The 12,866-nt window shown below is 56.2% G+C and carries 11 protein-coding genes; 10 read left to right on the top strand and 1 reads right to left on the bottom strand.

The genetic code is table 11. The features are described 5' to 3' along the window. The 7 genes from ACR0EN_RS07830 to ACR0EN_RS07800 all read left to right on the top strand — a co-directional run bounded on the left by ACR0EN_RS07830 (window position 1) and on the right by ACR0EN_RS07800 (window position 7,002). Window positions 1-768, top strand: coding sequence for an SDR family oxidoreductase (locus ACR0EN_RS07830; RefSeq protein WP_170422633.1), 768 nt, complete (start codon window positions 1-3; stop codon window positions 766-768). After that, window positions 768-1,787, top strand: coding sequence for a LacI family DNA-binding transcriptional regulator (locus tag ACR0EN_RS07825; RefSeq protein WP_170465610.1), 1,020 nt, complete (start codon window positions 768-770; stop codon window positions 1,785-1,787). The genes ACR0EN_RS07830 and ACR0EN_RS07825 overlap by 1 nt, the downstream gene beginning before the upstream one ends. Further along, the gene (locus ACR0EN_RS07820; protein ID WP_170818285.1) at window positions 1,784-2,773 is read left to right on the top strand and encodes a nuclear transport factor 2 family protein; all 990 of its coding nucleotides are present in this window, start codon (window positions 1,784-1,786) and stop codon (window positions 2,771-2,773) included. Before ACR0EN_RS07825 ends, ACR0EN_RS07820 begins: the two co-directional genes overlap by 4 nt. A 152-nt stretch (window positions 2,774-2,925) precedes the next feature. Beyond that, complete coding sequence (locus ACR0EN_RS07815) at window positions 2,926-3,888, top strand: cupin domain-containing protein (protein ID WP_170611476.1); 963 nt, start codon at window positions 2,926-2,928, stop codon at window positions 3,886-3,888. A gap of 102 nt (window positions 3,889-3,990) precedes the next feature. Continuing rightward, window positions 3,991-5,115, top strand: a complete 1,125-nt coding sequence (locus tag ACR0EN_RS07810) for a cobalamin-independent methionine synthase II family protein (RefSeq protein ID WP_170818286.1) — start codon at window positions 3,991-3,993, stop codon at window positions 5,113-5,115. Further along, complete coding sequence (locus tag ACR0EN_RS07805; RefSeq protein WP_170818287.1) at window positions 5,112-5,816, top strand: alpha/beta fold hydrolase; 705 nt, start codon at window positions 5,112-5,114, stop codon at window positions 5,814-5,816. Before ACR0EN_RS07810 ends, ACR0EN_RS07805 begins: the two co-directional genes overlap by 4 nt. A gap of 463 nt (window positions 5,817-6,279) precedes the next feature. Continuing rightward, window positions 6,280-7,002: a response regulator gene (locus ACR0EN_RS07800; RefSeq protein ID WP_170511746.1), complete on the top strand. Its 723-nt coding sequence runs from the start codon at window positions 6,280-6,282 to the stop codon at window positions 7,000-7,002. Here ACR0EN_RS07800 and ACR0EN_RS07795 read toward each other — a convergent pair. Further along, entirely contained in the window at window positions 6,981-8,393 is a 1,413-nt protein-coding gene (locus ACR0EN_RS07795; protein WP_480586040.1) for a sensor histidine kinase, read from the bottom strand. The two genes, ACR0EN_RS07800 and ACR0EN_RS07795, sit on opposite strands and share 22 nt — an antisense overlap. A 264-nt stretch (window positions 8,394-8,657) precedes the next feature. Between ACR0EN_RS07795 and ACR0EN_RS07790 the strand changes: the two genes are divergently transcribed. The 3 genes from ACR0EN_RS07790 to ACR0EN_RS07780 all read left to right on the top strand — a co-directional run bounded on the left by ACR0EN_RS07790 (window position 8,658) and on the right by ACR0EN_RS07780 (window position 12,790). Continuing rightward, complete coding sequence (locus ACR0EN_RS07790; RefSeq protein ID WP_170818289.1) at window positions 8,658-10,433, top strand: type I secretion system permease/ATPase; 1,776 nt, start codon at window positions 8,658-8,660, stop codon at window positions 10,431-10,433. 39 nt (window positions 10,434-10,472) lie between these two features. Further along, a complete protein-coding gene (locus ACR0EN_RS07785) occupies window positions 10,473-11,804 on the top strand; it encodes an HlyD family type I secretion periplasmic adaptor subunit (RefSeq protein WP_480586037.1) in 1,332 nt (443 codons plus the stop codon). 323 nt (window positions 11,805-12,127) lie between these two features. After that, complete coding sequence (locus tag ACR0EN_RS07780; protein ID WP_170818291.1) at window positions 12,128-12,790, top strand: hypothetical protein; 663 nt, start codon at window positions 12,128-12,130, stop codon at window positions 12,788-12,790. Window positions 12,791-12,866 lie beyond the last annotated feature (76 nt).

Here is a 12,866-nt window from a genome sequence, read left to right as displayed (position 1 = left end):
ATGTCCCAATTTCCCAGCACCCCAAGTTTCAATCTTAACGGCAAACGCGCATTGGTCGCGGGCGCGTCGTCCGGTATCGGCATGGCCTGTGCCGTAGCGCTGGCAGAGCATGGTGCCGAAGTGACACTGGCGGCGCGGCGCAAGGATGCGTTGCAGGATCTGGCAACAGAGATGAACGCTCGGGGATGGTTGGCGAATATACTTGAACTGGATGTTTCTGACGTTGCAGGCACTGCTGATGCTGTGGCGCAAAACGGGCCGTTTGATATCCTGCTGAACTCAGCCGGTCTGGCCCGACACAGCAGGGCCGTGGACACACGGCCCGAGGATTTTGATGCGGTAATGGATGTCAATGTCCGAGGGGCCTATTTTCTGACCCAAGCGGTGGCAAAAGGATTGTTAGAAGCTGGGCGCCCCGGATCGCTGATGAACATCTCCAGCCAGATGGGCCATGTGGGCGGGCGGGAAAGGGCGGTCTATTGCGCGTCAAAATTCGCAGTCGAAGGCTTTTCCAAGGCGATGGCGCTGGAGTTCGGTCCTGCAAAAATTCGGGTCAACACGATCTGCCCAACTTTTATTCTGACCGATTTGACCAAGTCGACTTTTGATGACCCGGACAAGCGCGCATGGATATTGGACAAGATCAAGTTGGGCCGCCCGGGCGAGATCGAAGACATCATGGGGGCAGTGGTTTATCTTGCCTCGGATGCATCGGCTTTGGTGACGGGCACCGCGTTGATGATAGACGGAGGTTGGACAGCAGACTGATGGCGGCGCAAAAAGTTACATCCATGGAGGTCGCCCGCCTCGCCGGGGTCAGCCAGTCTGCCGTTAGCCGTGTGTTCACTCCGGGGGCGTCAGCCTCGAAGAAGACGATTGAAAAGGTGCGTCAGGCCGCCAAGCAACTGGGCTATCGGCCGAACGTCCTTGCGCGTGCCGTAGTGTCCGGCAAAAGCCGGATCATTGGGCTTGTTGTGGCGTATCTGAATAATCAGTTTTATCCTGAAGCACTGGAAAGGTTGACGAACACGCTGCAGGAGCGCGGCTACCATGTGATGATATTCATGGCGTCGAACCAAGCCGAAAACGTCGATAGCGTGGTTGAGGAATTGCTCGACTTTCAAGTCGACGGCATAATCGCGGCATCGGTGGCCCTGTCGTCGACCTTGTATGAACGTTGTCGGACCGTTGGCGTACCGATGGTGTTGTTCAATCGGGCACAGGATGACCTCACTATGTCATCGGTTACATCCGACAATGTCGCCGGTGGCCGAAAGGCAGCCGAGTTTCTGCTGGCTGGCGGTCATGAGAAGATCGGATATATCGCCGGGTGGGAGGGCGCTTCGACCCAGCGCGATCGCGAAGCGGGGTTCGTAGCGGCCCTGCAAGAGGCGGGTGTCAAACTGCACGCCCGTGGAGCCGGAAACTTCATCGCAGAACAGGCGCGTGAGGCAACGCTACGCATGTTCGCGTCCGATCCACCGGACGCTGTGTTCGTGGCCAATGATCACATGGCGATCTCTGTGATGGACACGCTGCGGTTCGAGTTGGGCCTGCAAATTCCGGCCGACGTCTCGGTTCTGGGATATGACGATGTCGCCGTTGCCTCTTGGCCAGCCTACAATCTGACAACTATTCGTCAGCCTGCCAATCGGATGGTTGCCGAAACCGTCGATATTCTACTTAGCAAGATCGAAAATCCCGCTGCTGCGCCCCGCCGCACCGAGATTGACGGACCTTTGATCGTTCGCGGCTCCGCCCGCATACCTGAAGGATGGAAGACATGAAGGGATTTGATCCCAAATTCAAAGATTTCCCGGATTATATCATCGGCATCACCAAAGAGATTTGGGAAGACCGTGGCATTGCGACTCTGCATCAATATTATAGCCCAGACATCGTCGTCCGCTCGCCCGGTTCGGTTGTGTTGGGTAACCAGAATGTCATTGGTGCAACAATGGCCACGTTGGCCGAGTTCCCCGACCGTCAGCTGCTGGGCGAGGATGTGATCTGGTCGGGCACCCCGGAAGAAGGCATGCTGAGCTCGCATCGTATCCTGTCGACCGCCACGCACCGGGGCAATGGTGTCTATGGCAAAGCCACCGGAACACGCTTGCGATACCGAATTCTGGCCGACTGCCACGCCATCGACAACATGATCGATGACGAATGGCTGATCCGAGATCAGGGTGCGATTGTTCGGCAAATGGGCTGGGATCCCAAGGAATATGCCGCCGATCTGATAGCGCGTGAAGGTGGGGCCGAGGCCAGTGTGAAGCCTCTGTCACCCAACAACGACATCGAAGGCCCCTACAAGGGGTACGGCAATGACAATGAATGGGGACACCGCCACGCGGATCTGCTGACACGGATAATGAATGCAGATATGGGCGCGATTGAACGAGAGTATGACCGAGGCGTGCAGACCGAATATCCCGGCGGTGTCACGGGCCATGGCTGGGATTCGGTTGATCGGTTCTGGATGTCTTTGCGTGCCGCCATGCCAAGCGCTACCTTCACCATCCATCATCAGATCGGGCGCGATGATCCGAATATGCCGCCCCGCTCGGCCCTGCGCTGGAGCTTGCATGGCAAGCATGACGGTTGGGGCGTGTTCGGCAAACCCACAGGCGCTGAGTTGTATGTGTTGGGGATCAGCCATGCCGAATGGGGCGAGTTGATTGGAGACGACATCAGGCTGCGACGCGAATGGACCTTGTTCGATGAAACCGCGGTCTGGAAACAGCTTCTGTTGGAAACCGGGGATCTCTGATGTCTCGAACGCGCGTCGCATTGGATGCCAGTGAAGGAACCCGGCGGTACCACGGCCACCGGGCGTCCTTGCGGGCGCGGCGGCTGAATAATCGCCCTCCGGGTGCATGAGGATCGAGACCTCTTGTACCAATTCAATGAACGGAGACTATTATGAGCACGATCCAACAACGCATTGTCCGCTACGGCGAACTGCAGCCTTGTAAAACCGCATTTATTGACGCGCACACGCCTGGTTCGGACCAGAAGGAAAACTTTACCATCGTAGGCGGTGGCGTATCCGAAAGCCCCGATCAGCATGTCCACATCACCGACAAAATCGGTTTCAATATTGGCGCGGCGGGGCAACCTCCGAAATGCCGGAATTCGCTGCACAGCCACACCACGGCCGAGGTGTTCTTTGTCGCCAAAGGACGTTGGCGGTTCTTCTGGGGTCGCTATGGCACTGCGGGTGAGTTTATTGCCGAGGAAGGTGACATATTTAACATTCCAACTGGCATCTTTCGCGGTTTCGAAAATGTCGGGCAGGATTATGGGATGATCATGTCGATCCTGGGCGGCGATGATGCGGGTGGCGGTGTCACCTGGGCACCACAGGTGATCGAAGACGCGCAGGCGCATGGGCTGATGCTGGGCGACAATGGCGTGCTGTATGACAGCAAGAAGGGTCAGGAACTGCCCCACAACGTGCGCCCCATGCCGCTGCTGACCGAAGAAGAGCTTAAGAGCTATCCGGAAGTTCCGGTCGAAGATGTTATCGGCAAATATGTGGCACGCTATTGGGATCTGATGGCGCTTTCCGCTAACAAGCCAGCCAAAGTGATTGGCGAAGATGCCCTGATCAAGGATAAGCCTGGGTTTGAGGTCGATTTCCTCGGGCGCGGTTCTTGTTTGAACGAACCCGTCGCGGCGCATATGCCCGTCGTCCTCATGCCTGCGAGTGGTCATTGGCGGATTACAATCGATGGCTATGAAACAACTTTGTCCGCAGGCGACACAGCGCTGGTTCTGTCAGGTGAAAGCTACAGTATCGTGCCCTCAATGACCGGAGAGGCCGGTCTGTATCGTATCACGGCAACGGACGATCCCGCCGGTGCTACCTGGACCGGTGCATAAAGGCAAAGTTGCGCGCTCCGATCTCCTTCGGGGCGCGCAGTATGTGACCCGTTCTTCACTTTGGACTCGGCACAGGGAAGTAATTGAATTGGAGATGACATGATGACCCGAATTTCAACCACCCACGTGGGGAGTCTGCCGCGTAGTCAGGAAGTCGTCGATTTCATCTTCGCGCGCGAGCGGGGGGAACCGTTCGATCAGGCAGATTTTGATGCCTGCATGACGAACGCGGTGTCCGAAACCGTAGGCAAACAGGCTGCAGCGGGGATCGATATTGTATCAGATGGCGAGACTTCGAAAATCTCTTACGCGACCTACGTCAAGGACCGCTACACCGGGTTTGCAGGCGACAGCCCGCGCAACGCTCCGGCTGATCTGAAGATGTTTCCGGGCTTTCTTCAACGTTTGGCGAATGATGGCGGAACTCCGCAATACGCGCGGCCCATGTGTGTAGGCGACGTGCGCTCGAAAGGGCAGGGCGAGTTGCAGAAGGATATCGACAACCTCAAAAGAGCCATGGCTGAGCACGGGATTGAGCGCGGATTTATGAATGCTGCCAGCCCTGGTGTGATCTCTCTTTTTCTGCAGAACGACTATTACCCGACGCGCGAGGCGTATTTGGCCGCGCTGGCCGATGCGATGAAATCCGAATATGAAACCATCGTCGCGGCGGGCCTGGATCTTCAATTGGATTGTCCCGATCTTGCCCTGTCGCGCCATATGCTGTTCACCGACCTTTCTGACGAGGAATTTGTCAGTATTGCCGAAATGCATGTCGAAGCGCTGAACCATGCATTGCAGGATGTGCCCGCCGACAAGGTTCGGGTTCACATCTGCTGGGGCAATTACGAAGGTCCGCATTGCTGCGATATCGGAATGGACAAGGTGTTCTCGACTTTGATGTCAACCAAGTCGCGCTATGTGCTGTTTGAAACCTCGAACCCGCGCCATGCACATGAATGGACGGTGTTCCGCGACTGCAAGTCCGAGATACCCGATGACAAGGTACTTGTGCCGGGTGTGGTCGATACCACCACAAACTTTGTCGAACACCCCGAACTGGTCGCGCAACGTCTTGAGCGGTTCGTGAACATCGTGGGAGCGGAGCGGGTGATTGGCGGATCGGATTGCGGTTTTGGCACTTTTGCGGGGTTTGGCGCTGTCGATCCTGATATCGCCTATGCCAAACTGAGTGCGCTGGCCGAAGGGGCTGCTCTGGTCAAATGACACCACTTGTCCTTTTGCCGGGCATGATGTGCGATGCTCGGCTATTCTCGCCGCAAATTGGTGCATTGTCTGGCAGATATCCGATACTTGTCGCCCCCATTGGTGCGCATGATACGATGCAGGCTCTGGCCGCCGAGGTTTTAAAACACGCGCCCGACCGGTTCGCATTGGCCGGTCTTTCCATGGGAGGCATTGTTGCGATGGAAATGCTGCGGCAAGCACCGGGGCGTGTAGCGGGGATGGCGTTGATGGACACCAACCCGCTGGCAGAGGCGGATCAGGTCAAGGCGAGGCGTGAGCCCCAGATAGAGGCGGTTAAAAACGGTCGGCTACGCGATGTGATGGCCGAGGAAATGAAGCCCAACTATCTGACCGATGGCCCTGATCGACAGGCAATTCTGGACCTATGCATGGATATGGCTATGGCCTTGGGGCCGGAGATTTTTGTTAACCAATCCAAGGCCCTACGAGATCGCCCGGACCAAAGTCACACATTGCGCGCTTTCAAGGGAGCTGCGTTGGTCCTTTGCGGCCGTCATGACGCGTTATGCCCAGTCGAACGCCACGAATTGATGCATGACCTGTTGCCGCGAAGCCGGTTGGAAGTCATCGAACACGCGGGCCATTTGCCAACTCTGGAACAACCGCGGCAAACCACGGCGGCGCTGCTGCGCTGGCTGGAGACAATCGAAGCAATCTAAGCCGGATTTCCGCAAGGCCGTAGATAGCTCTGGTGGAAACTGACTACGATATTACTCTGTCGGACTTGGAGCCTCTTTCGTAGCGTGGATGCAGCAGTAACGTTTAAGGGTTTCAGAAGCACCCAAATCTTGTTCAGAGCCTACTGTCGTGATCAAAACTGCACTTAAGTCAGGTTGCACGCGATACACCAAATACAAGGCCTGCTACCAAGTCTCTGACGACGATTGCTTCGTTGCACTCAGCCACCTGCGGAATGTGGTGGAAGAGGGAGAAATTTGCTGTTCGGCGTAACAAACTTTTTAATCGTCCGGAATGCGCCAATCGATGATTGTCTGGTCTAGCCATGAGTGGCGATTGCGGTCGCTGCATACCGGACAGTTTGATCGTTCTCTGCAACATTGACAGCTTCGAATAGCAAATGTTGTTATCGTAACGACAGGCATCGTCCCGAGGAGAAGAGCTATGCAAGACGTCGCGGATCAATCCGCTGGCTATGATGAGCACATTCTGATTTGTGACGATGACATCGAGTTTGCTCAGGGTGTTTGTGCATTTCTGACTGACAAAGGGTACAAAATCGAACATGCGCAAGATGTACCCGCTGCGCGGTTGATGATGGCTGATGAAACCTACAGCTTGTTTCTGCTGGACCTCGTGATGCCAGGAACTAGTGGTAAGGTGTTATGTCACGAGATCGCTTCGCGCATAGATGCCGGGATCATCATGATCAGTTCGATTGATGACGACGCCGAGCGGATTTCCCTGCTGGAACTGGGCGCGGATGATTACATCATTAAACCATTCAACGAGTTGGAACTCCTCGCGCGCGTGCGTGCTGTGCTGCGCAGGCGTGCTGGTGGAACGCAGGGAAAATCCCGGGTTACCCGGTTCGGAGAATGGGAGCTTGTTGAAAACGAGCGGCATCTCAAAAGCGAGGATGGTCGGCTCATCACCCTCACCTCAAGTGAAGTGCGCGTCATGCGGTTTTTTGCTGAAAATCCGGACGTGTTGTGCACCCGAGAAGACCTTCTTGCCGTCGCTCGAACGCGGCAGCATGGCGGAGCAGGGGACAGGAGCGTTGATGCTCTGATCAAACGGTTGCGGTCGAAGATCGAGAACAATCCATCAAATCCGGAATATATTCGAACGGTCTGGGGGCAGGGTTACATCTTTCGTCCAGGTTGAACTCCGGAATCAAGCGGCAAAAGCACATTAGCCCTAAGGCCCCCGCTAGGGCGGTTTTCAAGCGTAACAGTGCCCCCCTGATCGACAACAATCGCCCGGACAATAGCAAGGCCGAGGCCTGTGCCGGGTTCGGTGGCTCCAAGTCTCTGGAAAGGCTCAAACGCTGTTTCAAGTTGTTCGGCTGGGATACCTGGTCCTTCATCGTCTATGTGAATTGCGGCCATATCATTCGAGGTGTTCAAAGAGACACTTGTTCGGCCCCCGTATTTGACCGCATTTTCCAACAAGTTTCTAAGAACCCGGGTTAGCGCGTTGTGTCTTCCTTTGACCACCGCAGATTGTTCGATGGTGCAGGTCACATCGCGACCCGCCTCAACCTGCTCGTCTACCAACGCCTCAACCAGTGAGCGCAAATCCAGGCGTGCAAGCTCTCCATCGTGATGCGTTTCACGATTGAGGTCGGTGACGGAGTTCACAATATCGCTGATGGTTTCCAACCGCTTGAGCAGTTGCTCTTTGGGTGCTGTTGGTTCCAATTTCTGGATCGCATCGTGCATCCGGGCAATCGGTCCCTTCAGGTCATGCCCGAGGCTACGAAGCAAGGTTGTCTTGTACTCAAGCGCCAGAACAATCCGGGCTTCCATGCGATTGAACGCAATAATTGTGTGGCGGATATCAATGGCACCCGCCTCGACGAGTGGGCCGACTTCTTCACCCCGCCCGATCAACTCGGCATTGACGGCCATCGCGCTCAGTGGTCGCATCACTTTCTGAATAAGAAACGCAAGTGCGCAAAGCAGGGTAAGCGCGACCAGACTGTCGATTGAGCCAACGATGACCAAAGGTACAATGTTCTTGTTTTTCATAAGCAAATAGCAGTTCAGCCATTCGTCATCATCCTTGAGCCGGACCGAAAAAACGCTCACCAGAAACGCGTCAACGCTTTCTGCATCGATAGGTTCGCCCGAGTGGCTCTTGAACAGTTGCAACAGCGCGCTTTGGTCGTGTTTGGCGTCAACGACCGTGTCTGCCACGGACAGTTCCGCGACGGCGATCCCGCGGTGTTCCAGCCGCGCCGTCAGCCAGTTAGCCAGATTCGGGCGGTCGCGGCCATTGGCCAAAGTGGTTGCTGCATCCTGCGTGCCGACCCTGACACTCCATTCTGCAGGAAAGAAACCAAGCGCTGCTTCGGAGCGGCTGTCAGGAGGCACGCGGGCCAGGGTTGAAACCACCTGCGCAAGAAAGGCATCGCCCCTGTTTCGGATCTCTTCAGCGCGAGAGTTTCGGATCTGGACCACGTCGGTGACTACCGAGAACACGCCGACAATCGTCCAGCTGATAAGCACGATGCTCATAACTTGTGTTCGAAGTGTCAGATCATTCCAGCGCATTGCGCGTAGGCTCCCTGTCCCATCCCCCTCACTTGGGACGCTAATTCAAATACCGCCGCATTCCCAAGCGGAAATTGCAACCACCATGCCGCTGATGACGCAAAGGGGTTTCGCCCGCCGGTACCGCACTCCCAGGCACCCGGTTTCGCCAGCTCGGCAAACAACCGGCCAAATTCGTCAATTGAATCAAAGTGTGACAAGCCCTTGGGGCATCGGCGGCTGGTCTCCAAGTATCACCCACAGAGTTTTTATTGGGAGCCAGCTATGTCAAAGCATTCATCCGTTCATCCACAACTTGCCAGCGCCCGGCGCGCGCTGAGGGGCAATCTGATTGCCACCGGCGTTTTCAGCGGTGTTGTGAACCTATTGATGCTGACAGGGCCGATTTTCATGCTTCAGATCTATGATCGCGTGATGTCTAGCCAAAGCGTGAATACGCTTGTCGCGCTCAGCACACTTGTCGCCGGTCTGTACTTGTTCATGGCCTTGATTGACGGCGCGCGGACCCGTGTGCTGGTTGCCATGGGGCATCGCTTTGAACAAAGGCTCGCCCGCACAGCGTTTGATTGCACTTTGTCCGAGCCGTCGCGCAACCGTCCGGGTGGCAACCCTGCGGCGGCAATTCAAGATGTCGAAAAAATTCGCGGTTTCCTGTCGGGTCAGGGTGCCGGAGCTTTGTTCGATCTGCCGTGGATCCCGGTCTATCTGGGATTGGTTTTTGCCATGCACATGTGGCTGGGTATGGTCGGTGTAATTGGCGCGCTGGCATTGGTTGCCATTGCCATCGTTACGGATATCAAAGTCCGCGCTGCCGCGTGCGTTCAGTCTGAGCATTCAGCCAAGCGCAATCGTCTGGCAGAAGCCAGCCGCCGGAATGCCGAAATGGTTCGCGCGATGGGGATGCAGTCCAATCTGGGCAAGACCTGGCAAGATGTGAACGATCTCCACCTTGGTGCGAGTGCTAAGGCGGCCACTACTGTCGGAGTGTCTGGTAGCTTTACCAAGGTGTTCCGCCTGGCACTTCAGTCCGCCGTTCTAGCGGTCGCCGCTTATCTTGCCATCCATGGACATATATCGGCTGGCTCAATCGTTGCGGCATCGGTCATCATGTCCCGTGGCTTGCAGCCTATCGAGACTCTGGTCGGTAGTTGGCGCAATCTGGTTGCTGCCCGGCAAGCATGGGCTCAGCTGAAGCAAACTCTTTCTGGTGACGAAGCTGACCGTCGTATTTCCATGCCCAAGGCACAGAAGTCGCTGACCGTTGACGGCCTGATCGCTGCCCCTCCGATGGCCACTGCCGCTGTTCTCAAAGGTGTTGGTTTCGATATGAAAGCAGGCGAGGCACTGGCTGTGATTGGGACGACCGGCAGCGGAAAATCAACCTTGGCGCGCGCACTTGTTGGTGCATGGTCGGCGGCCAAAGGCAGCATCAGTCTCGACGGTGTGCCGATTGACCAGTACCTGCCTGAGGAGCTTGGCCCCCAGATCGGTTTTCTGCCGCAGGATGTTGAGCTCTTTGACGGAACGATCGCCCAGAACATCGCGCGTTTTGATCCCGAAGCGACGGACGAGTTGGTGATTGCCGCCGCCAAGGCAGCGGGTGTTCACGAACTGATCGCTAGTTTCAAAGACGGCTATGCCACCTCGGTTGGCGAGCGTGGCGCGGCCTTGTCCGGTGGTCAGCGACAGCGTGTTGCCCTTGCACGAGCGCTTTATGGTGATCCATTTCTGGTAGTTCTGGACGAGCCCAACTCGAATCTGGATGCCGTGGGTGAGGCCGCACTGAACCATGCCATTCTCGCCGCCAAGGCACGCGGGGCGATTGTGATCGTCATCGCGCACCGGGCGAGCGTGCTGGGTTCAGTCGACAAGATTCTGATTATGGAAGACGGTCGCGCCGGAGATTTTGGTCCTCGTACAGAAGTGATGGAGCGGTTGCGTCAACGCAATCAGGCCGCCGCCGGAGCTGCACAGCCTGTCGCTGAACAGAAGACCGTCGAACAACCCCAACAAACAGAAATCGTTGCCGCCACGGGCTGACCCAGTCCCGCGCTGTAAACAGAATGAATGGAGGAAGTCATGAATACCAACAAGAATTCCAGCACGAACAACAAAGGGTTTAGGGATTGTTCTGCCCAATCCATCGGCTTTGGTCTGGTCGCAATTGCTGTGCTCGCCATAGGATTCGGTGGTTGGGCGATGAAAGCCCCGATGTCCGGGGCGGTCGTGACGGCTGGTAGTGTGGTGGTCTCGTCCGACCTCAGAGCTGTGCAACATCCCGACGGAGGTATTGTCGGCGCCATTCACGTCAAAAACGGAGATAGGGTTGAGGCTGGCGATGTTGTTCTGACACTTGATGATCAGCTGTTGTCAGGCAGTCAAGCTTTGGTCGATGACAGACTCGTGGCGCTTGAAGCGCAGTTAGTTCGTCTGACGGCCGAGCGCGATGGTCTGGACGATCTTGTACTGTCCGAGGAGCTTGCGTACCGGAAAGACGAAGACAAAGTTGACCGCGCACTCGCAACGCAGCGCGCGGTGATGGAAGCACGTCGTCTGTCGCAGGATGGTGAGGTCGCGGCCTTGGAAGAGAAAATCGAACAGGCAGAGCAGGAAATTGTGGGCCTGGAGGCGCAGCGCGAAGCTTCCGAAGAAGAGATCAAACTGATCGACAGCGAATTGGAGGGTCTGACGCAGCTCTTTGAAAAGGGTTTAGTGCCTGGTACCCGGGTGACGACTTTGCAGCGTCAAAGAAGCAGTCTTGTCGGTAATAGTGGCGGCCTGACCTCTCGGATCGCAGTCGCCCGTGGTCGTATCAGCGAGACGCGTATCCATATCCTGCAACTGGAAAAGACTTTCCGCGAGCAGGTGATGAACGAGATCTCCTCGCTGGAGGTCGAGCTGGATGGCTTGAAAGAACGTCGGAGCGCGGCCGCGTTGCAGCTGGCGCGGGTTGACCTTCGGGCTCCGGCGGATGGCATCGTGCACGAGTTGGGTGTGCATACAATCGGCGGCGTGGTGTCTCCGGGCGAAACGCTGATGCAGATCGTGCCCGAGGATGACGGGTTGGTGGTGACCGCTAGTGTCATGCCACAGGACATCAACAATGTCGCCTTGGGCCAGGCTGCGAGCGTTATGATCGGGGCGTTCGATCAACATGTTGCCCCTCGGTTGGATGGGCACGTTGAGTTTGTCTCGGCTGATTTAAAAACAGATCAGATGACTGGCTTACCCTACTACGAGGCGCGGGTTGCACTAAGCGAGGAGGCTGTCAGACTTTTGTCTGACCGCCAGTTGAGCCTGCTGCCGGGTATGCCGGCTGACGTCTTCATCGAAACCGGCGAACGTACCCTGTTCCAGTACCTTCTTGATCCTCTCAGTAAACAAATCCGGACCACGTTCCGGGAGGTCTGATCGACCCCATGATGTGAGCTGCCCAATAGGAAGAAACAGCTAAAACCAGCGCCAGAAATGGCGCTGGTTTTTTCGATCCTGAAGGCGAGGAGGGGCGTAGGTGGTACCTGAGCGGGTGCTGGTCCACATCTTGGAAGCGCGTCCTGTCTGAAAAGAGATGATGCCCGGCTTAAGAGCCTATTTTTGTCATACTTTGTAACAATTTAGCCCCCTTTTTCGCGTTGTAATGAAGGGGCCGGATAACCACCTTTTTGTTATACCCGAGGAGGAAGTTTCTAAGATTTTTTGGGTGCTAAACAAAGTGTGTAACAAGGAGAAATACAATGAAACATGTAACCACTACGAGCTTCGAGAAAGCCAACGACGATGTCATCGCCGTGCCCCCGATTCAGCCTTTTCCAATGTGCGGAACCGAGGTGCCAAATGATGGTGAAGACCTGGTGGCTGTAAATCCGTTGCCGATTGATCCGCTGGTTGCCGATCCCATCGAAGATCTGGTTGCCGTGAACCCGCTGCCTTTTGGTGCGGTTCCTGCCGGTGAAGGTGACGACGTCACCGCAGTTTCCCCGATCATGCCTGACCCCCGGTGTGGTACCGAGGTTCCGCAGGATGGTGAAGACCTGATCGCAGTAGCCCCGCTGCCTTATGGAGCGGTTCCTGCTGGTGAAGGTGACGATGTGACCGCAGTTTCGCCGATCATGCCTGATCCCCGTTGCGGCACCGAAGTGCCTCAGGACGGTGAAGATCTGATTGCAGTGAACCCGCTGCCTTTTGATCCGATCGTTCTGGATCAGGGTGATGACGTCATCGCTGTACCCCCGATCCTGCCGCTGCCCAAATGCGGCACCGAAGTACCGGAGGATGAGTATGACCTGACGGAAATGGCGCCTCCGCCGCTGTGCGAAATCGTACCGACTGCAGGCGGCGAAGACATCTGCGGAACCCCCGTTCCGACCGACAGCTTCTTTGTCGATATGGTCGCCTAAGTGGGGCGAAAACTCAGCGATCATCTATCGCTGCACAACCAAAATCCGGGCGTCTTAGTTCCTGTTGAAACGGACG

The organism is Ruegeria sp. AB7 (genome assembly GCF_056542625.1).
Note: the sequence above shows the minus strand (reverse complement) of the source record. Positions and strands in the feature narration are given on the sequence as shown.